16 protein-coding genes and 4 tRNA genes are annotated in these 21,183 nt (G+C 41.2%); 11 read left to right on the plus strand and 9 right to left on the minus strand.

Annotation, left to right across the window (positions count from 1 at the left end; genetic code table 11):
- Window positions 1–135: 135 nt before the first annotated feature.
- The 3 genes from kdsB to ABD873_RS03310 form a co-directional block, all read right to left on the minus strand.
- Complete coding sequence (gene kdsB / locus ABD873_RS03300) at window positions 136–879, minus strand: 3-deoxy-manno-octulosonate cytidylyltransferase (protein WP_345064603.1); 744 nt, start codon at window positions 877–879, stop codon at window positions 136–138.
- Between the two features lie 94 nt (window positions 880–973).
- Complete coding sequence (locus ABD873_RS03305; protein ID WP_345064604.1) at window positions 974–3,163, minus strand: glutamine synthetase III family protein; 2,190 nt, start codon at window positions 3,161–3,163, stop codon at window positions 974–976.
- A 364-nt stretch (window positions 3,164–3,527) separates the two neighbouring features.
- Window positions 3,528–6,353 carry a S9 family peptidase gene (locus ABD873_RS03310; protein ID WP_345064605.1) on the minus strand — a complete coding sequence of 942 codons (2,826 nt, stop codon included), beginning with the start codon at window positions 6,351–6,353 and terminating at the stop codon, window positions 3,528–3,530.
- 113 nt (window positions 6,354–6,466) lie between these two features.
- Between ABD873_RS03310 and ABD873_RS03315 the strand changes: the two genes are divergently transcribed.
- The 5 genes from ABD873_RS03315 (at window position 6,467) to ABD873_RS03335 (ending at window position 7,671) form a co-directional block, all read left to right on the plus strand.
- Window positions 6,467–7,198, plus strand: a complete 732-nt coding sequence (locus ABD873_RS03315; protein WP_039054154.1) for an SIMPL domain-containing protein — start codon at window positions 6,467–6,469, stop codon at window positions 7,196–7,198.
- Window positions 7,199–7,328: 130 nt separating this feature from the next.
- Window positions 7,329–7,401: transfer RNA gene (locus tag ABD873_RS03320), tRNA-Thr, on the plus strand.
- A gap of 13 nt (window positions 7,402–7,414) precedes the next feature.
- Window positions 7,415–7,487, plus strand: a tRNA-Thr gene (locus ABD873_RS03325).
- A gap of 24 nt (window positions 7,488–7,511) precedes the next feature.
- Window positions 7,512–7,595 (plus strand) — tRNA-Tyr (locus ABD873_RS03330).
- 3 nt (window positions 7,596–7,598) lie between these two features.
- Window positions 7,599–7,671, plus strand: a tRNA-Thr gene (locus ABD873_RS03335).
- Window positions 7,672–7,725: 54 nt separating this feature from the next.
- On the opposite strand, the gene ABD873_RS03340 is transcribed toward ABD873_RS03335, so the two are convergent.
- The 4 genes from ABD873_RS03340 to ABD873_RS03355 all read right to left on the minus strand — a co-directional run bounded on the left by ABD873_RS03340 (window position 7,726) and on the right by ABD873_RS03355 (window position 13,063).
- Window positions 7,726–8,544, minus strand: coding sequence for a ZIP family metal transporter (locus ABD873_RS03340; RefSeq protein ID WP_345064607.1), 819 nt, complete (start codon window positions 8,542–8,544; stop codon window positions 7,726–7,728).
- A 105-nt stretch (window positions 8,545–8,649) separates the two neighbouring features.
- The gene (locus ABD873_RS03345; RefSeq protein ID WP_345064609.1) at window positions 8,650–10,326 is read right to left on the minus strand and encodes a helix-hairpin-helix domain-containing protein; all 1,677 of its coding nucleotides are present in this window, start codon (window positions 10,324–10,326) and stop codon (window positions 8,650–8,652) included.
- Window positions 10,327–10,436: 110 nt separating this feature from the next.
- A complete protein-coding gene (locus tag ABD873_RS03350; RefSeq protein ID WP_039054152.1) occupies window positions 10,437–11,747 on the minus strand; it encodes an NAD(P)/FAD-dependent oxidoreductase in 1,311 nt (436 codons plus the stop codon).
- Window positions 11,748–12,067: 320 nt separating this feature from the next.
- The gene (locus ABD873_RS03355; protein WP_039054151.1) at window positions 12,068–13,063 is read right to left on the minus strand and encodes an acyl-ACP desaturase; all 996 of its coding nucleotides are present in this window, start codon (window positions 13,061–13,063) and stop codon (window positions 12,068–12,070) included.
- Between the two features lie 176 nt (window positions 13,064–13,239).
- On the opposite strand from ABD873_RS03355, the gene ABD873_RS03360 reads away from it, so the two are divergent.
- Both ABD873_RS03360 and ABD873_RS03365 read left to right on the plus strand, forming a co-directional pair.
- Window positions 13,240–14,463 (plus strand): SufS family cysteine desulfurase, encoded by a 1,224-nt coding sequence (locus ABD873_RS03360; protein ID WP_345064615.1) that lies wholly within the window; start codon window positions 13,240–13,242, stop codon window positions 14,461–14,463.
- Window position 14,464: 1 nt separating this feature from the next.
- Window positions 14,465–14,881 carry a SufE family protein gene (locus ABD873_RS03365; RefSeq protein WP_039053844.1) on the plus strand — a complete coding sequence of 139 codons (417 nt, stop codon included), beginning with the start codon at window positions 14,465–14,467 and terminating at the stop codon, window positions 14,879–14,881.
- Between the two features lie 60 nt (window positions 14,882–14,941).
- On the opposite strand, the gene ABD873_RS03370 is transcribed toward ABD873_RS03365, so the two are convergent.
- Window positions 14,942–16,090, minus strand: coding sequence for an exo-beta-N-acetylmuramidase NamZ family protein (locus ABD873_RS03370; RefSeq protein ID WP_345064618.1), 1,149 nt, complete (start codon window positions 16,088–16,090; stop codon window positions 14,942–14,944).
- Window positions 16,091–16,146: 56 nt separating this feature from the next.
- Window positions 16,147–17,007, minus strand: a complete 861-nt coding sequence (locus ABD873_RS03375) for an AraC family transcriptional regulator (protein ID WP_345064621.1) — start codon at window positions 17,005–17,007, stop codon at window positions 16,147–16,149.
- 134 nt (window positions 17,008–17,141) lie between these two features.
- On the opposite strand from ABD873_RS03375, the gene fucP reads away from it, so the two are divergent.
- The 4 genes from fucP to ABD873_RS03395 are packed head-to-tail and all read left to right on the plus strand — an operon-like array spanning window position 17,142 to window position 21,173.
- Window positions 17,142–18,398: an L-fucose:H+ symporter permease gene (fucP, locus tag ABD873_RS03380; protein WP_345064623.1), complete on the plus strand. Its 1,257-nt coding sequence runs from the start codon at window positions 17,142–17,144 to the stop codon at window positions 18,396–18,398.
- Window positions 18,395–18,724, plus strand: a complete 330-nt coding sequence (locus ABD873_RS03385; protein ID WP_345064626.1) for an L-rhamnose mutarotase — start codon at window positions 18,395–18,397, stop codon at window positions 18,722–18,724. Before fucP ends, ABD873_RS03385 begins: the two co-directional genes overlap by 4 nt.
- Before the next feature lie 3 nt (window positions 18,725–18,727).
- Window positions 18,728–20,386, plus strand: coding sequence for a UxaA family hydrolase (locus tag ABD873_RS03390; RefSeq protein WP_345064628.1), 1,659 nt, complete (start codon window positions 18,728–18,730; stop codon window positions 20,384–20,386).
- Between the two features lie 25 nt (window positions 20,387–20,411).
- Window positions 20,412–21,173, plus strand: a complete 762-nt coding sequence (locus ABD873_RS03395) for an SDR family NAD(P)-dependent oxidoreductase (RefSeq protein WP_345064630.1) — start codon at window positions 20,412–20,414, stop codon at window positions 21,171–21,173.
- Window positions 21,174–21,183: the final 10 nt, after the last annotated feature.

Genomic DNA, 21,183 nt, shown 5'->3' on the forward strand with positions numbered 1-21,183 from the left:
ATCTTTAGTTAGGTAGCTTTGTTTTTGTGAAAAATAGGGGAAGTAAATTTGATTTACTTATGTTTTTCAAAAAACAAGGTGTTGAAAGTTTTGAGGGATAATGTGATAGGAAATAATCAACCAATAGGGAGAGACCTATTGGTTGAAATATTTTTTTAGGATATACTGTAAATCTTCGGGCGTATCTATGGCGTCATTTGTGTGGTTGGATAGAGCGGTTTGTATATGGTATCCATTGTCTATCCATCGTAGTTGTTCCAATGCTTCCATACTTTCCAGGTCCGATACGGGAAGATTGGTAATTTCTTTGAGGATGTCGATGCGATATCCATAGATTCCTATATGGTTGTAGTAAGGTCTCTTGTCTAGCCATTCTTTTTTGTCGACTCCGCGCTGGAAAGGTATGGCCTGGCGTGAGAAGTAGATGGCTTCTCCTTTTTTGTTTAGGACGACCTTGGGTTTGTTTTCGTTAAAAAGGTCGTCAATGTTTTCTATGCGTTTTACGAGAGTAGCGATTTGTGTTTTAGGGTTTTCGAAGCAGGAAGCCAATAGATCTATCTGCTGCGGATCGATGAAAGGTTCGTCTCCCTGGATATTTATAGCGATGTCAAATCCGTTCAGCTTGGAGGCTACTTCCGCACAGCGATCAGTTCCGGATTCGTGGGTGCTGCTAGTCATCATAACATTTCCAGCAAAGCTTTGAACATGTTCATAAATACGCTGATCGTCTGTTGCGATGATGACCTCATGAAGGGATGCTGCACTTTTACATTGTTCGTATACGCGCTGAATCATAGTTTTGCCCGCGATATTGGCCAGCGGTTTTCCGGGAAAGCGGCTAGAGCTGTAGCGCGCTGGGATTATTCCTATTATTTTCATAAAGGTAAATTACTATAATTTCCCCAAAACAAAAAAAGTAGTTGTCGATTAAGACAACTACTTTCGTGTTAGAAGTTATATTTAGATTGGTTAGTTAGTGAATGAATAATAGCTCACGTAATTTTGGTAGAGGCCATTTTGCATCGTCAATAATCTTTTCAAGTTTATTGACGTGGTAACGGATCTCATCAAAATAAGGCTTCACTACTTCGTCGTAAGCGATAGCTTTTTCGCGAACGTCTTCGATAACATTAGCTTTTTTACGAGCTTGACGCATTTCTTCTGCTTTTTCCAAGATGATGTTGGTGTGTTTAGAGATGCGTTCGATCAAGTTGAGTTGTGAAGAGTATGCTTCTTTAGGTAAGCCTAAATCTTTTAGTCCTTTCACATTTTCGATCAGCTCGTTTTGGTATTGGAAGCATGCTGGAGCGATTTGGTTATTCACTACTTCACCAATCACACGTGCCTCGATCTGTAATTTTTTGTAGAAGTTTTCCAACAAGATCTCGTGGCGCGCTTCAGATTCACGTTTAGAGTAGATGCCTAACTTTTCAAATAGCTCTAAAGATTCCTCTTTAACGTAAACGTCTAATGCTTTAGGTGTTGATTTGATGTTAGACAAACCTCTAGCTTCGGCTTCAGCAGCCCATTCATCGCTATAGCCGTTGCCTTCGAAGCGGATAGGTTTCGATTCTTTAATGTATTTGCGGATAACGTTCAAGATCGCAAGATCTTTTTTCGTTCCTTTTTTGATTTGTTTATCTACTTCAGCCTTGAATTCAATCAATTGAGCTGCAACGATAGCATTTAAGATCGTCATTGGTAAAGCAGCATTGGCTGAAGAACCTACAGCACGGAACTCAAATTTGTTGCCTGTAAATGCGAAAGGCGACGTACGGTTGCGATCTGTGTTGTCTAATTTCAATTCAGGAATTTTAGGTATTCCATGCCACAAGTTTGTTTCGGCTTTTACTTTCTTCGCTACTCGTGCAGACTCAACCTCTTCCAAGATTTCATCTAATTGCGAACCTAAGAAGATAGAGATAATCGCTGGAGGAGCCTCGTTAGCACCAAGACGATGGTCGTTAGAGTGGCTGGCGATAGATGCACGTAACAAATCAGCGTGCTCGTAAACGGCTTTGATGGTGTTGACAAAGAATGTCAAGAACATCAAATTGTTTTTAGGAGTTTTTCCCGGAGACAACAAGTTTACGCCAGTGTTGGTAATCAAGGACCAGTTGTTATGTTTACCGGAACCATTGATTCCTGAATAAGGTTTTTCGTGTAATAATACTTTGAAGTTGTGACGGAAAGCAACTTGATCCATTAAGTTCATCAACAACTGGTTGTGGTCGATGGCCAAGTTGATTTCTTCATACATTGGGGCACATTCAAATTGTGAAGGTGCAACTTCGTTGTGGCGTGTTTTTAAAGGGATACCTAATTTTAAGGCTTCATTTTCCAAGTCCACCATGAACGCCAATACGCGGTCTGGAATAGCGCCGAAATAGTGGTCTTCCAATTGTTGGCCTTTTGCGGACATATGACCAAACAAGGTACGACCTGTCAATTGTAGGTCAGGACGTGCGTTGTATAAGGCCAAGTCCACAAGGAAATATTCTTGTTCAATACCTAGAGAGGCATTTACACGTGTAATCGATTTATCGAAGTATTGACATACGTCAGTAGCAGCTTTATCTACGGCAGCAATAGCCTTCAATAAAGGTGCTTTGTAATCCAATGATTCCCCTGTATATGAAACGAAAACTGTAGGGATGCATAATGTCTTTCCTGCAGAAGTCTCGTAGATGAAAGCAGGAGAGGTAGGGTCCCAAGCTGTGTAACCGCGAGCTTCGAATGTGTTGCGGATACCACCGTTAGGGAAAGAAGAAGCATCAGGCTCTTGCTGTACTAGGGCATCGCCAGTAAACTTTTCGATAGCATTTCCGTTTTCATCTGGTTCGAAGAAAGCATCGTGTTTTTCAGCAGTAGAACCTGTCAACGGTTGGAACCAGTGAGTGTAGTGAGAAGCTCCATTTTCGATAGCCCAAGTTTTCATCGCTTGAGAAACGATGTCGGCTAACTCGCGTGAAATAGGAGTGCCTTCTTCAATACATTTTGATAATTCTTTGAAGGTTGATTTTGGCAAGTAAGCTTGCATCTTTGAGATGGTAAAAACGTTTTTACCAAAGATTTCTGTTGCTCTTTTTGTGCTCACTTTCTCGTCTGAGAAGGCTTTTCTAGCAGCAGCAGCGCTTACTGATTCGAATCTGAAGTTTGACATTGTATGTTCGTTTGGTTGTTGTTATTCTTTGTTTTTTAATGTGTATCAAAAATACAGTATGAAATCAAATTTTTATAATTTTTTTTGATTTTTTTATCAAAAAATAGTGTGTTATATAATTTTTAGTGCGGATTTTATGGTTTTTGTTTGAAAAACAGGGGTGTTTTTGTCTTTTTATGTGATTTTTTATGATTTTTTGGTGGTGTTTTTGTTGGTTTGTTGTGTTTTGTTTGTGGGGTTAGCCTATGTTTTAAGGTGAAAAGAGGAGGGAATAGTGTATGATTTCACTACAAAGGCAGTTGTATGGGGGTATAATAAATGCAAAGACCCGGTAAATTCCGGGTCTTTGCATTTTTGGGGAACATTAATCGGTGATGTTAAATCCCCAGTCTATTCCTTTGTTTACTGCAGGGACACCTTTTTTGATCCAATCTGCAGCAGGTTTACCTTTAAGGAAGTGGTCGAAGAATTGCGCTTGACGTCTTTGTATGTCTTTACGATTTTGTCTTTCCATCAGGTTGTGACCATCTCCATTATAGTTTAGTAACCATACTGGTTTTTGAAGTCTGCGTAGAGCGGTAAACATTTCGATACCTTGATACCAAGGTACGGCACCGTCGTTGTCGTTATGCATGATAGCTACAGGGGTAGTTACCTTATCCATGTTGAATAGAGGGGAGTTTTCAAGATAAAGTTCTGGTTTTTCCCATAAGGTAGCCCCTAGACGGCTTTGTGTTTTTTCGTACTGGAATTGGCGTGACATACCGGTTTGCCAGCGTATTCCGCCGTAAGCAGAAGTCATATTTACTACCGGAGCGCCGGCCCATGCAGCGGCATACATGTTGGTACTGGTGATGAGGTGTGTCACTTGGTAACCTCCCCAGCTTTGACCTTGGATACCCATCTTGGTAGAGTCTACCCAGCTGTTTTTCGCCAAATAGCGCATGCCTGAGTTGATATACTCTTCTGCCGATTTGCCAGGATGTCCGATTTCGTAACGGATATCCGGAGCGAAGACTAGGTAACCGTTACTTACAAAGTAAGGGATCATCAGACGAGATGGGGTAGGTGCCGGCTCATGATAATTATATAAGCCGTCTGACAATACTTCATAGAAGTAGGCAATGATTGGATATTTTTTGTTTGGATCGAAGTTTTCCGGCTTGTAGAGTATACCTTCTGCGTCGTAGCCTTTTGGTGTTTTCCATCTTACCAATTCGGCAGTACCCCAGTTGTATTGTTTTTGCTGAGGGTTAATATCCGTAAGCTGAGTAGCTTTTACGAAATCTTTGGAAACAAAGAGATTCGTTGATTCTTGATAATTTTCACGAGAATATGTGAAGATGGTTTGATTTTCATCAGCCGATATTCGCTTATAAACGTGTTGCGACTGGATGATTTCTTTTGGAGCCTTATTTTTAGCTATTTCTAGTTTGAATATTCCGTTTTGTTTGTCGTTTTCGTTGAATGATGACAACAAGACCACTTTTTTGGGGTCTAAATAAGTCGTCATCGAACGAGGTTTGTTCGAGCTGAAGGAAATTAGACGGAATCTAATTTTATTGTTGCGCCCCGCAGATTGAGTGATGTTTTTTGGCGTTTTGCCGTCAAAGTCTACATACCATAGGTCATATTTATCATAAAGATATACGCCTTTGTGGTCGTTTGACCAGCCGGCAATGCCATAAGATTGTGGAAGGGCAGGAGAGTCGTTATCCTCATTGCCAAAAGTAACATTGAGGTTGCAGGTTAAACATGCTGTAGTCTTGGTGCTGATATTATATGCATACCAATTTTGATTTTCTTTGTCAAAGAGCAACACATGTGTTGCCTTCGGAGAAAGAGCTGTATTTCCTAGGAAATCACGTCTTACCAACTGGCGATTTCCGTTGTTTAGCGATACGACATATATGTCCGATCTTGTGCCGTAAGACCATTGCCTTGCAATTTTGTTTTCTAAAGAAGTGTATGACGTTAATCCCCACTCTTCGTCGGCATTTTCAGTAAGACTAACGTTTTCGAACTCAAGATTTGCAAGAGGTACTAGTTTATTTTCGGCAAAGTGATATACTGCTCTGTATGTTTTGTTTTTCAGCAGAGGAAGGGAGGCTAACTGTTGTGTCATCAATAGCTCGTCTTGCCAGTGCCAGATGTCCACTTTTGCGTGTTCGAATTCCACTAATGTGGTGTCCTTGACTTTTGGTATAGGAGCTATGCCGAAGAACAACCTGTTGCCACTTGCGCTGAACGACAGGTTTGTGGACGTCGGAATGTACCAGTTGTTAGGTATCCCTGCTGTGTTTTTTGAAATAAGCTCTTTGGCAGATTCCGCTTTGAAGTCGTACTGATAGATGCTAGGCATCTTCAGCAGTGCTTTTGCAGAGCTTGTATCCACGACGAAAGCCAGCTTATCAGAAGCATCGCTGAAGGTAATATTTTGAAAGGTAGCTTTGCCGTCGTAAATCTTCTTTACCTTTTTGTCTTGAAGGTTATAAACATATAATCCTGGGGTTTTGGTGCTATCTTTTTCAGCTCCTTTAATATTATATACAAAATACTTTTCGTTGTCGTCAAAGTAGAAATTCTCCGCTTTCCAGAATTGTAAGGTGTCTTTAGTTCTTAGGTTATAGAGAATGACTACCAACTCTTTTTTTGCTGATGTTTTTTTGGCTGGCGCCTTTGTTATTGAAGTGTCGGCTTTAGTGGTGTCTGCTTTGCCTTTTACTTCAAGCTCTTGGGAGAAAGCGATGTACGAATCGATTTCGCGGGCGGCTTTCCAAGATTTTATTGGTCCAAGCTTGGTGGACTGTTTGGTTTGGATGTCGAAAAATACCAGCGAATCTTGAGGCATTTCGTTAGGCTTTTTCTTCTTGATTTTGGCGTCTCGAGTTTCTTTGTAAAAAGGCTTTACCGTATTAACCAAGAAGCGTTCGTCTTTGCTAAGTTTGGGAGATACGCCTCTGGCCACATGTAGCAGAAGGTTGTTGTTTTGATCTTTCAGCTCTGTGTAGGCATCACCTTCTTGTGCGTTGACGGTGTAATAGACGTACTTGCCGGATTTGGAGATAGCATTGTAACCAATGCTTTTCCAAGAGTCAAAGGCCTCCATGGTCAATGGCGGTTTTTCCTGCGCTTGTGCTATTGAAAAAACCGAACAAACAGTAACAAAAATTTTAAAGTAATTGTTCATAGGTTTAATCTAAACTAATAATACCAAAGGTAGTCAAATAAATGAAAGGTTTTTGCAACAATTTTGGCACGTTTATTAATCGTTTACGTTATATAAGGAAAATTAGAAATTTTATGAAATATACATCTATTATTATCAGTGTTATAGCAGCTGTGGCCTTAATAGGGACGGCCTGCATCTTAGGAAGTGCTTATAAATATAAGTATAAGGTGAACCAAGTCATTACCGTGACGGGTAATGCGAAGAAAGATTTTGATTCGGATATCGTGAAGTGGACTGCGACCTACAGCCGTAAGTCTATGAACCTTAGTGAAGCTTCCGAGCAACTCAGAAAAGATCGAGAGTTGGTCAAGAACTTCCTCGTGCAAAAGGGAATCAAAGAAAGTGAAATCGTTTTTGACCCGGTCATCATAGTACGTGATTTTAACTATCATACCGACGAAAGAGGGAATAGTTACAACACTTTCGCAGGTTATAGTCTCAGTCAAAATGTAATCGTAGAATCGAAAGAGTTGGATAAGGTAGACAATGCCTCCCGCGAAATCTCGGGGTTGATCTCTCAGGGAGTGGAATTGATGTCTAATGCACCTAATTACTATTATTCGAAGTTGGAAGATTTAAAGTTGGCGTTGATCGCTGAAGCTTCCCAAAATGCGAAAAGCCGTGCAGAAAATATAGCGAAGGAATCCGGGAGTAGTTTAGGAAAATTATTGAAAGCAGATTTAGGAATTTTTCAGATCACAGGACAAAATAGTAATGAAGAATTTTCGTATGGAGGTGTATTCAATACAACATCCAGAGCAAAGACAGCAAATATTACCGTGAAGGTAAGCTATGGGCTCTAAATAGAGTTTTATACTCAAAAAAATAAGTTTGATATTCAGTTTATTAGTGTTTAAAGGCCATTTTTAGCTTCCAATAATTTGGAATATTGGTGTGAACTTATGATATTTGCACTCGGTCTTAAACACTTAAGCCTCCTTAGCTCAGCTGGTAGAGCAACTGACTTGTAATCAGTAGGTCGTTGGTTCGATTCCGACAGGAGGCTCAAAAGATGTTAGGCCTCCTTAGCTCAGCTGGTAGAGCAACTGACTTGTAATCAGTAGGTCGTTGGTTCGATTCCGACAGGAGGCTCTGAAGTGGTAAGACCACGGGCTCGGAGGGATTCCAGAGCGGTCAAATGGGACGGACTGTAAATCCGTTGCTTCGGCTTCGAAGGTTCGAATCCTTCTCCCTCCACCAAAAGCCTCCTTAGCTCAGCTGGTAGAGCAACTGACTTGTAATCAGTAGGTCATTGGTTCGATCCCGATAGGAGGCTCAAAAAAAAGAGATACCATACAGGTATCTTTTTTTTTATGGATTTCTCTTTTTATTATCCTAAGGCCACATCCAGGCTCATCATCACAATAAATCCTAAAATAAATCCCAAGGTAGAAAGATCAGAATTTTTGTTTTGCTGTGCTTCAGGAATAACTTCTTCGACGACCACAAAAAGCATGGCACCGGCGGCAAAGGCCAATGCATAAGGTAATAGGGGATTGAAGAATGTTACAGCAAGTGCGCCGAGCACCCCCGCTATAGGTTCTACTATGGCCGAGAGCTGCCCATAGAAGAAGCTTTTGCGTCGGGACATGCCCATACGGCGTAATGGCATGGATACGGCTATTCCTTCCGGAAAGTTCTGAAGGCCAATACCTACAGCCAAAGATACCGCTCCTGCTATGCTGGCTTCAGGAATACCTGCTGCCACACCCCCAAAGAGAACCCCTACGGCCAAACCTTCCGGAATGTTGTGCAGCGTGATCGCCAAAATCATTAACGTAGTTTTCTGCCATGCTGTTTTTACTCCCTCCACCTTTTTGAAGTGTATATGTAGGTGGGGGATAATTTTGTCGATGGCATATAGAAAGCCTGCACCTAAGAGAAATCCTATAACGGAAGGCATGACCTTCGTAAAACGTTCACCTTCCGACATATCTATTGCGGGAATAAGTAGGCTCCATATACTTGCGGCCACCATGACCCCTCCCGTAAAGCCTAACATGGAATCCATAATGTTCTTATTGTAGCTTTTGAAGAAGAAGACAAAAGCAGCACCTAACGCTGTTATGGACCATGTAAAGAGGGTGGCGTATAAGGCAGCAAGTATAGGGTTAATGCTTTCGAAGTAATGTATTATATTATCCAGCATATTTTAGCTTATGTGTTGCAAAGTTAATAAAGGTATGAATTTAATAGTCTGTACTTTCTAAAATTATTAAAGCCTCTTCTCATCCAAGAGGCTTTAATAAATATCTTATTGAATATGTGTTTTCCTTTGTTGGAAATAGGTTGTAATCTGTTCGAGGCTGAAGGCGTTCAAACATGTGCTTGGGGTCAGGCCTCCTTTTCTGCCTACATACACTCCATAATGCATATCAAGCAGTCCTTCGGTACGATGGGCATCCGGATTGATAGATAGCAACACCCCTTTTTCTAAGGCGTAGCGATGCCATCTCCAATCTAGATCCAATCGTAAAGGGTTGGCATTGATTTCTATGACCACTTGGTTTGCTGCACAGGCATCTATAATTTTTTTGAAATCTAAAGGATATCCGGCACGTGAAAGCAACAGTCTTCCTGTAGGATGTCCCAATATGGTTGTGTAAGGATTTTCAATGGCCTTGATCAGACGTTGTGTAGCTTTTTCCTGATCCATCTTCAGATTGCTATGTACGGAGGCTACGACAAAATCAAATTTTGCCAATATCTCATCCGGATAATCCAGCGATCCGTCCGATAATATATCCGATTCAATCCCTTTGAAAATTTTGAAAGGGGCCAGCATCGCGTTCAGCTCATCTATCTCAGCCCACTGTTCTTCCAAGCGGTCTACGGTAAGGCCGTTGGCATATACGGCGGTTTTGGAGTGGTCACAGATGCCCAGATATGATAATCCTAATTCTTCCTTACAGTAACGGGCCATCTCCGATAAGGAATGTACTCCATCGGAGTAAGTGGAGTGGTTGTGTAAGGTACCTTTTAGATCTTCAAAGGTTATTAGGTTTGGTAGTGTGTTTTTTTGTGCTTTTTCAAGCTCATCAAAGCCTTCGCGCAATTCAGGTTCGATGTATTGCAGGCCCATCTTATGATATATCTCTTCCTCCGTTGCTGCCTCAGGGATTTCAGGAGTAATGTTTTTCAGTTGTTCAATATGCTTTTCATTACCAGTTGTTAGCAACAAATCTTTGGCGAAGCTTTCGTTGGAAGTAAAATGGACAACAAAAGGGCAGGAGTTTTCATCCGTAAAAGCAAGCGTTTGGTTTTGCGGATCTTCAGCAAAGTCAATGTTCAACTGCGAGATGAAATCCTTTACTTCTGTGTGAGGAGCTTCCGTGAGGATGTCCACCTTTTGCAATATTTCACATTTTCTTCTAAAAGCCCCAGCAAATGAAAAGCGGTATTGAGGGAAAGCGGAGGATAGCTTATCTAGGAGGGCAAAGGCGCTGTTTTCGGCTTTGGCAAAAAGGTACCACCCCTGGTTGTCCATAGTGAACTCTATTGCTTTTTTTATTTCCTCCTGTGTTTTGAATCCGAAACCTTTGGCTTCTATAAGACGGTTTTCGTTGCACGCATAATAAAGCTCACCTACAGTTTCTATTTCCAAGGTTTTCCAGATGACTTGTATTTTCTTAGGCCCTAGTCCTTTTATTTTGAGCATTTCCAGAATTCCTTCCGGTGTTTGGGAGATAAGTTTGTCCAATTCCGGGAAGCTTCCTGTATTGATGATTTGAAAGATTTTCTCCGCGGTACTTTTACCTATTCCTTGCTGAGCGCTAAGCTCTTCTAGAGAGGCATTGGCAGCAGGGAAGGGGAGTTTGTCTATCTTGAACGAGGCACTGGACATAGCTTTGGTACGGAACGGGTTTTCATTGTGCAGTTCCATCAGCTGTCCGCAAAGTTTGAATGCACGTGCTATCGTCTTGTTGTCCATAATGAAAGTTTTGATTTATTGCCAAAAGTACTAAATAAAAAAATGTCGGCAATTTTCATTGTCGACATTTGTACTTATTATTTTGATTTAATATAGGATTAAAAGGATACTTACGCGTTTGTAGTCGTAGTTTCTTTGTCTACGGCTCTTTCGTATTTATCAACGATAAGGCGAACGCCTGAATTTTTCGTTAAGAACTTGATAGACCAGTTTACGAAGGTTACCAACTTATTGCGGAAGCCGAAGATAGACACTAAGTGAACGAACATCCATGTCAACCAAGCTAAGAAGCCACTCATATGGAATTTACCAATATCTACGACTGCTCTGCTACGACCGATAGTGGCCATTGAACCTTTATCGAAATACTTGAAGTTTTCAGTGTTAGGTTTGTTTTCGATGATGTTGCTGATATGTTTGGCAACATATGCTCCTTGCTGTTGTGCTACTGGAGCTACGCCTGGAAGTCCTCGAGGGGTATCTTCCGTGATCATCGCTGCTACGTCACCTATAGCGTAGACGCCGTCCATGCTTTCGATTTGACATTGTCCGTTTGTGCGGATGCGGTTACCTCTTTCGATAAGGGAAGCATCAATACCTTCCGGAAACTGACCTCTTACGCCGGCACCCCAGATGACTGTTTTTGTTTTGATGCTTTCACCGTTGTTGAAGGTGATAATATCTCCGTCATATCCTGTAACCTGTGTGTTGAGCAACACGTTGACACCTAGTTCTTTTAGGTATTTTTCAGCGTCTCTTTGCGATTTTTCAGATAATGCGCCTAATACTTTTCCAGTGCCTTCTACCAAATAAACTTTCATTTCGTTTACCGAAAGTTCTGGGTAATCTTTCTTAAGCACATGTAGTTGGATTTCAGCAATGGCTCCCGACAATTCTACACCTGTTGGGCCGCCACCTACCACTACGAATGTCAAGTATGGGGCACGTTCAGAAGCATTTTTTAATAATACTGCCTTTTCAAGGTTTTGTAATACATAGCTCCTGATGTTTAGGGCTTCCTTGATGCTCTTCATTGGTAAGGAATTTTTCTCTACTTCCTTATTGCCAAAGAAGTTGCTTGTAGCTCCTGAGGCGATTACCAAATAATCATAATCGTATGTACCTACCGATGTATGAACTTCTTTCTTAACACTGTCAATGCTTAAAACCTCAGCCATTCTGAATTTGAAGTTGTGCTGGTTTTTAAACATTTTGCGAAGAGGGAAGGAAATCGAGTCTGCTGCAAGAGTACCTGTAGCTACTTGGTACATAAGGGGTTGGAAAGTGTGGAAGTTGTTACGATCGATAAGCAGAACTTCAACTTCTTTATCTTTTAAATTTTTTGCTACCTCTACTCCTCCAAAGCCGCCACCGATGATGATAACTCGAGGGAAAGAACGCTCAGAACGACTTAATAACATATCGCTTGTTTATTTAATTTTCTGTGTTAATTGCAGTGCAAATATCTTAAAAAAGTAGGATATTTCAATATCAAAATCTTAATATTTATGTCTTATTGTTAATTAAAATTTATTTAAATCTAACTTTTGAATATTTTATAGTTGCTTAAACAATTTTAACTTAGTGTATAAAATACACATATTGTTGAATGTTAGTAGATTATGGGAAATGATCTTAGTTAAAATTCTTACTAAGCGAGCTTAATTCTTCGGCTACTGTTGTACATTATGGAAATAAAAAAACGCTCTTTAGTAAGAACGTTTATAGCGTGGGTTTTGTTTTAGCCGTAAATCCATTTGAACTTATATTCTATTTCTGGCACTTTTATTCTGTCAGCTAGGCGAAGTAATCTGTCTGGTAGCTTCATCAGATAATCTCGTGCTTTTTCTCCTTTTTCGTTCAATCCACTAATTTTATCTATTTTCCAATCCTGTATAAGTTCTTTAAGAATATTTACATAATCTATGGCGGTGTACACATTCATGCGCTGTGCAGCATCCGAGAAGTGGGCGAAAGCACCACCTTGAGGCTCTCCCGATTCTCTGAGGAAGTGGGCAGGCATGACGATTTTTTTACGCATCATATCTTCGAAGGCTATCATCACTTCGCTTGGATCTACCTCGAAAGCTTTGGCGATAAAGGACATGTATGCTTTGGCGTGGCGGGCTTCGTCGGAAGCAATAACACCACACATTTTTGCCAGTAGCTTGTCTCCGCTTTTTTTAGCTATTCCGGCAACACGTCGGTGTGATATATTTGTTGCCAGCTCTTGAAAGGAGGTGTAGATGAAATTACGATAAGGATCAGCTCCCGTACCGATGTCGAATCCGTCTTGAATCAGATATTGCATACTCATCTCGAATTCGCGCATGTTAATGCGGCCGGATAAGTAAAGGTATTTGTTCAACAGGTCTCCATGTCTGTTTTCTTCGGCAGTCCATGCACGGACCCATTTCATCCATCCACTGTTTTCATCTTTGTTGACATCTTCGACCATGGTAAGCCATGATTCGTAGGTAGGTAGTGCTTCTTCGGTAATGGTATCACCGATCAATACGGCCACCAGGTCGTAGGGAAGTTCTTTTGCACTTTCTTGTAAATCGCGAACTTCCTCAAAAAAAGTATCCCTTGAGGCATCCGGAAGAAAATCGGACGGCTGCCACATCTCTTCTACAGGTTTCAAATACTCGCTCATCTCATTGAGCATGAATGGCTCCAGATAGGCCATTACTTCTTTCCTGGATCCTTCAGGGATATTTAAAGGTATTTCTTGCATAACTAAATACAAAGTTATAGAAATAAATCTGAAAATAGGTGTAGAAATGATTTAAAACCCTTTTTATGAAGGAAAATAAACTTACCGTGTAGCTTTACTTTGACCAAAAGAATACATTTAATTCTGATATTTGAATTAAAGAAGTATTACCTTTGTAACATTAATATAAGAAAAAATTGGAAAAATTCGATATAAATAAAATACGCAACGATTTCCCTATCCTTAAAAGAGAGGTCAATGGCAAGCCTTTGGTCTATCTAGATAATGGGGCGACGACGCAGAAACCTAAGTTTGTAATTGATGCTATTACAAATTATTATGAGGAGATGAATTCGAATGTACACCGTGGTGTGCATTATCTGAGTCAGCTATCTACCGATGCATTTGAAGTTACGCGTCGTAAGGTACAACAATTCATCAATGCCAAGGAAGAGGCGGAGATAATCATTACCAAAGGTACCACCGAAAGTATCAACCTAGTGGCAAGTTGCTTCGGTAAAGCTTTTGTCCACGAAGGAGATGAAATCATCATTTCTGCCATGGAACATCATTCTAACATAGTGCCTTGGCAGATGCTTTGCGAAGACAGGGGTGCAGTATTGCGTGTCATTCCTATGAACGATAAAGGTGAGTTGGATATGAAGGCTTATGAGGAGCTGCTCTCCGATAAGACCAAAATCGTTGCTGTGGCTTATGTTTCTAATGCTTTGGGAACTATCAATCCGGTAAAGCAAATCATAGAGATGGCTCATGCGAGGAATGTTCCGGTGTTGGTAGATGCTGCGCAGGCCATTCAGCACATAGCCATTGACGTTCAGGAGCTGGATGTGGACTTCTTAGCCTTCTCAGGGCATAAGATGTATGCTCCTACAGGCGTGGGCGTGTTATACGGCAAGCGTGTCCTTCTGGACGCTATGCCACCATACCAAGGAGGAGGCGATATGATTAAAGATGTGACCTTCGAGAAGACGACATATAACGAACTTCCTTTCAAATTTGAGGCCGGCACACCTAATATAGAGGCAGGAATATGTTTCGCAGCGGCGATAGATTATATCAATTCTTTAGGAATAGAGAATATTAAAGCACATGAGGACGAGCTGTTGGCATACGCTACGCAAAAGCTGAAAGCCATTGCTGGTGTACGCATCATAGGTGAGGCAGAATACAAGTCGTCGGTGATATCCTTTGTGGTGGATGGCGTACATCCGTATGATATAGGTGTGATTCTGGATAAGCTGGGGATAGCGGTACGTACCGGACACCACTGTGCACAGCCGGTGATGGATAGATTTAATATTCCGGGAACAGTGCGTGCCAGCCTGGCATTGTATAATACGAAAGAAGATATTGATAATTTTGTGGCGGGTTTGACTCGTGCGTTAAATATGCTTTTATAAAATGACAATAAACGAAATTCAAGACGAATTAATTGACGACTTTTCTTTTTATACAGACTGGATGGAAAAATATGAATACATCATCCAACTAGGAAAAGAAGTCCCCTTAATCGATGAAAAATACAAAACCGACAACTATATCATTAAAGGCTGTCAGTCTAAGGTATGGCTCTATCCTGAAATGCTTGATGGAAAAATTTATTTCAAAGCCGATTCAGATGCTGTCATAACGAAAGGTTTGGTAAGTCTGATGGTGAAAGTGCTTTCTGGACATACTCCAAAAGAGATTGCGGAGGCAGACCTTTATTTCATTGATAAAATAGGCTTGAAAGAACATCTTTCTCCGACGCGTGCCAATGGTTTATTGGCTATGGTCAAACAGATGAAACTATACGCTATAGCATTGATGAATAAATAACAAAAAGGACTCTATCACCGATAGAGTCTTTTTTGTTTATGGCTATTGCAACACACCTTGTTAGGTGTATATAAGGTAGGGTGAAATATCTCTAACCCATTGTTCTATGCCCTCCTTGGTGTTAATTCTGTTGTTTTTTAAGAACTCAAAAGCTTGGGGTATACCTAGCAGCTTGTCGAGATGGCCACTTCCGGAAGGGTTGACGTGGGTCTTGTAAGCTCTTTCGGTAAGCTTATCACCAAAAAGTTCATAAATAATCTGTATAAGTCTTATGAAATAATCAACGGATTGAAAGGTTTTAGGTTTCCAAGGGATAATCCGCAAGCCATGACACACTTCGCCCGAATATATAGACTCTTTGGCTACATAGTGTACTTCTTCAATGTGTGCTTCAGTCAGTCGCTTTTTGACCTGCTCGTGTAGGAGCACGGCATCTATCCATGGAGCGCCAAATTGTGCAAAAGGAAAATCAGTACCGCGGCCTTCGTGTATATTTAATCCTTCGAAAAGACAAGCTCCGGCGTAAGTATATATGGTATCGCGTTTCTGTATCGCTGGGGAGGTAGGAAAGAAAGGATAACCTTGATTTTGGGTTCTATCCCATCCTTTCATAGCCACAATTTCCAGCTTTAGCTCAGGGAAGTAGATGGCTTTAAAGTATTGAGCTAGTTCGGCCAAGGTGCAGTGATGAGTTATGGGCATGTTATACCTTCCAATGAAGGATACGCACTTTGAATTCAGGAAAGGACCTTCAGCAAGATTGAGGTTGTGTGCCATAGGGTTGGGGCGGTCCAACAGCACCACAGGTTTGTGGTGTCTCTCACAGCTTTTCAACACATAGGTCATCGTCCACAGATAGGTATAGAAGCGTGCGCCTATATCTGGCAAGTCGATGAATAAAACATCGATATCGGAGAGATCTTCTTCTGCTGGTGCTAATTTTTCACTATAAAGACTTATGATAGGAACATTCAGTACATTGTCCTTCTGATGGTTTATGTAGGCACCATCCGCTCCTGTACTGTCGAGGCCATGTTCTGGGGCGAATAGTTTTACGATGTTGATTCCCGCCTTTTGAAGTGCAAATCTGCTATGTAATCCTTGCGAGGTCAGGGAGGCCGCATTACATACCAAAGCTATCCTTTGTGCATGGTATGAAGAAGCCTTTTCCAGCATGGTGTCGACTCCGAAGCGTATCTTATTATTCATGTGGTGAAAATACACATTTGACAGTTTATTTAGGTAAAAAATTAATGTTAACCAGCTTATGAATGCTTGTTGTGTCTCTTTTGATATTGTTTGGGGCTAGTCTTGGTGATACTTTTAAATATCTTATGAAAGTTAACGAAACTATTAAAGCCGCTGTCGAAACAGATTTCTTTGAGGTTAAGTTCGGATGATTTGAGCAGCTTACAGGCATGGGATACCCGCAGCTCTGAAACAAACTGTATAGGTGTCTTTCCCGTTTTTTGTTTGAAGTAGCGGCAAAATGAATTTTTGGTCATTCTTGCCAGTGCAGCTAGTTCTTGTAGTTCTACTTTGTGGCGATAATTTTGTTTGATGTACTGGATGACATCGTTCATTCTTTTTTCGTCTAACGAATGGTTGAGGAAAGCATAATTTTTGCTCACCAGACTATGTGGATTTTCTTTCTGAAAATAATATAATGCATTTAATAAACCGGTGATTTTAAGAACATGTTCTTCCTCTAGGATGGCGTGGAAAAGGCTATGCCATCTTTTGTCTGTATCGGCTAAAAATAAAGCTCGGCCGGAAGCGAGAAGACAGTCATTCAAAATTTTAAGTTCTTTAATCTGGAAGAAGTTTTCTCCTAAAAAATGCGGATGAAAGTGAATGACAATACAGTCTATCCTGGGGTCTCCAATAAGATAGTTTTCGTCAAACATCCAATAGTGGGGAAGGTTAGAGCCTATAAGTACACAGTTGCCAGGAACAATCGTTTGGATACAATCGCCCACGAAGAGTGTTCCCGTACCCTTGATAATATAAATAAACTCTACTTCATCATGATAATGCCAGACCTGGTGATGTTGAGGGTAAGTATCTCTTCGTACATGTAAGCTTTTGTGGAAACTGTCCTGCAAGCTCAGCCTTTTTATCTTCATACATCTAAGATATTCCTCTATTAGGTAAAATGCAATTTTCTTAGGGTAATATAGTTTATGTTTTGGGTAAATTGGTATACTTTATTTTTTAGGGATTGTCCTATCTTTAGATAACCAAATATAAACCAGTAATTATGAGCAAACAAAAGTCATATACTTTTGCGATAATACTAATAACCTCATTGTTTTTCTTTTGGGGTTTCATCCATAATCTGGATCCTATACTTATCAAACATCTGCGAAGTGTATTCAGTCTCGCACATGTTCAGGCTTCGTTAGTAGATTCCTCGGTATTTATAGCTTATTTTCTGATGGCCATTCCCGCAGGAATGATTATGAAGCGCTATGGATATAAGTCAGCTATTTTGGTGGGTTTGTTGCTGTTTGCTTTAGGCTGCTTTTTGTTTATTCCTGCCGCTAATGGCTTGAGTTATATGTTTTTCCTTACTGCGCTGTTTGTACTTTCGTGTGGCCTAACGATTCTGGAGACGGCCGCGAATCCTTATATCACGGTATTGGGAGACCCATCAAGGGCGGCATTGCGGCTTAACTTTGCCCAGTCTTTCAATGGTTTGGCTGCCTCATTAGCGCCCATAGTAGGGGGCAAGTTCATTTTAGCAGAAGAGCCTAAAAGTCAGGAAGAATTGATGGCCTTGGGGGATGCCGCAAAATTAGCTTATATACAAAGCGAGACGTCGTTGGTGAAAGGTCCTTACCTTGTGTTGGGAGCAGTGATTTTGCTGGTAGCTATACTCTTTTTCTTTACCAAGCTGCCGGATATTAGGGATGAGGAAGAGGTGGTCGGCAAAAACCTTTTTTCGAGTCTGAAACACAAAAATGTGCGTTGGGGGGTGGTGGCTCAGTTTTTTTATGTGGGAGCACAGATTTATGTGTTCAGCTTTTTACTTGTATTTGCGGAAGACGCTTTGGATATGCCGGGCCAGCAAGCAAAATATTATGGAGCATTAGCCGGGCTTTTATTTATGATAGGCCGCTTTGTGGGAACCTTTTTTATGCGTTTTGTAGAAGCGTATAAGCTATTGATGCTGTACAGCATTTTTGCTGCTCTGTTGACCTTGATAGTCATCTTTGGATCTGGCATGGCTACTTTGTATGCTTTGGTAGGAACTACCTTCTTTATGTCGATTATGTTTCCTACGATTTTCGCTATAGGTATTCGGGATACGGGATCAGACACCAAGTCTGCTTCCAGCTTTATTATTATGTCTATTGTAGGGGGCGCAATCATTCCACCCTTATCAAGCAGCATTACCGATATGACACATAATATTCACTCTTCTTATGTCATCGTGCTGTTATGTTTCTTGGTGGTAATGTTTTTTGCGTGGAATACACGCCCTGTTGAATCTTTAGAAAATCATTCCTTATGAAAAGATATGTTTTAGCCTTGGATCTTGTGGATGACCCTTTCTTAATTGCGGAATACGAACGTTATCATAGAGAAGTATGGCCGGAAGTGAAACAGTCAATTCTTGATGCTGGAATTGTGCATATGGAGATTTATAGGTTCGCCAACAGACTGTGTATGGTCATGGAAGTCGCCGAAGGATTCAGTTTTGAGAAAAAAGCCGAGATGGACGCAGCCAATATAGACGTGCAGAAATGGGAAAGGTTGATGTGGAAATACCAGCAGGCGATGCCTGGAGCTAAAGAAGGAGAGAAATGGGTGCTTATGGATAAGATTTTTGAGTTGTAAGCAATGGGAGGAAGAAGTTTTTTGAAGATTCACCCTCAGGACAATGCACTTGTGGCGTTGAAGGATTTGCCGGAGGGCACAATCATCCGTTGTGACGGAAGGGTTATTGTGTTGCGGCAGGAGGTAAAGGCTAAGCATAAGTTTACGCTATATGCCTTGTCTAAGGATGCCGAAGTGTATATGTACGGTGTGGTGGTAGGTAAAGTTAACGAGTTTCTTGAAGAGGGTAGTCTGTTGACCGTAGACAATCTGCGACATGCTACGGGTGGTTTTCACATGACAGACAGAAAATTAGAATGGCAGAAGCCTGATGTTACCAGATTTAAGGATGCTACCTTTTTAGGGTATCATCGTAGTAATGGGCAGGTAGGTACGGCAAACTATTGGTTGGTCATACCCTTGGTATTCTGTGAAAACAGGAATGTACATACTCTTAAGGAGGCTTTGGAAGAGAAGTTAGGATATGCTGTACAGAGTAAGGATTATTCTTACGAGGTGGACCTATTGATAGAAAAATACAAGAAAGGGGCCACAGTGGAAGAGCTCTTACAGATAGACTTTTCAGGAGAGAAACGGAAGATTAAAAGTAATAAGCTGTTTGAAAATGTAGACGGTATAAAATTTTTGACGCATGAATTCGGCTGTGGAGGCACGCGTCAGGATTCTGATGCGCTATGTGGTTTGTTGGCTGGATATATTACGCATCCCAATGTGGCTGGAGCTACGGTGCTGAGTTTGGGCTGTCAGCATGCACAGGTATCCATTTTACGTGTTGAGATTGAAAAACGTGATCCCCACTTTGATAAACCGCTATATATTTTCGAGCAGCAGCAGGAAGGAACAGAAGACCTGCTGATGCAGAAGGCTTTGAAAGCTACCTTCTGCGGTCTTGTATTCGCTAACAGTCAGGTTCGTCAGCCGGCACCGTTAAGTAAGCTGTGCATAGGTCTGGAGTGTGGCGGTTCGGACGGTTTTTCGGGAATTTCGGCTAATCCTGCCGTGGGTTTGGTGTCCGACATTGTGGTGGCTTTAGGAGGTTCAGTCATCCTTTCCGAATTTCCGGAATTATGTGGTGTAGAACAGGAACTTAGTGAACGCTGTGTGGACGAAAATACGGCAAAGAAGTTTATACAGCTTATGAAGAGTTACAATAAGCAAGCGGAAGATGTTGGTTCGGGATTCTATATGAACCCTTCTCCCGGCAATATTCGTGATGGACTTATTACGGATGCCATAAAGTCTGCTGGAGCAGCCAAAAAGGGAGGTACTTCCCCTATAGTGCATGTGGCCGACTATCCAGAGTTAGCGAATAGGCAGGGATTAAATTTGCTATGTACTCCGGGAAATGATGTGGAAAGTACTACTGCGGAAGTGGCAGCGGGCGCGAACGTCGTCTTGTTTACTACAGGATTAGGAACACCAACCGGAAACCCTATCACTCCGGTAATTAAAGTCTCGTCAAATACGGCAACCTACCAGCGCATGCAGGATATCATAGACATAAATTGTGGTACCATCATCGATGGAGAAGAAAGCTTAGAAGAAGCGGCATATAGAATTTTGGATTATGTTATTGCCGTGGCCAGCGGCAAAGAAACACCGAAATCCGTATTATTAGGTCAGAATGATTTTATACCTTGGCGTAGAGGTGTTTCACTTTAGTTGTATGAATTAATAGTTTAATAGAATGAAGTTAAAAGATAAAATAGCCATAGTCACAGGAGGGGGGAGTGGTATAGGAAAAGCTATTTCGCAAACCTTTGCGGAAGAGGGAGCTTTCGTACATATCCTTGATCTCAATGAGAAAGCAGGAGCTAATGTTGTAGAAAGTATATCACGAAAGGGAGGGAAGGCCCAATTGCATGTCTGTTCGGTGGCTAATCAGAAGGTCGTGATGAACGTTGTGGATAGGATAGGCCGGGTGGATATTTTGGTAAATAATGCCGGGATAGCTCATGTAGGGAACGTAGAAAATTGTTCAGAAGAGGATTTCAATAAGGTCTTTGAGGTGAATGTCAAAGGAGCTTATAATGCATTGTATGCTGTAGTACCCAAAATGCGTATACAGGGGGGAGGTGTCATTCTTAATATAGCTTCCATAGCAGCTTTGGTGGGAATAAGTGACAGGTTTGTCTATTCGATGAGCAAGGGAGCGGTACATGCTATGACGATGTCTGTTGCTCGCGATTATTTAAAGTATAATATCCGTTGTAACTCTATTTCTCCGGCGCGTGTTCATACGCCCTTTGTGGATGGCTTTATCGCCAAAAACTATCCAGGAAAAGAAGAAGAGATGTTTGAGAGACTTGCGCAGTCGCAGCCTATAGGCCGTATGGCACAACCCGAAGAAATCGCTAAATTGGCTTTGTTTCTCTGTTCGGATGATGCTGCATTCATTACAGGTAATGATTATCCTATAGATGGAGGTTTTGTTAAGTTGAATAATTAAAAAATATTGT

Origin of the sequence: Sphingobacterium thermophilum (assembly GCF_039541675.1) — a bacterium.
Lineage (GTDB): Bacteria > Bacteroidota > Bacteroidia > Sphingobacteriales > Sphingobacteriaceae > Sphingobacterium > Sphingobacterium thermophilum.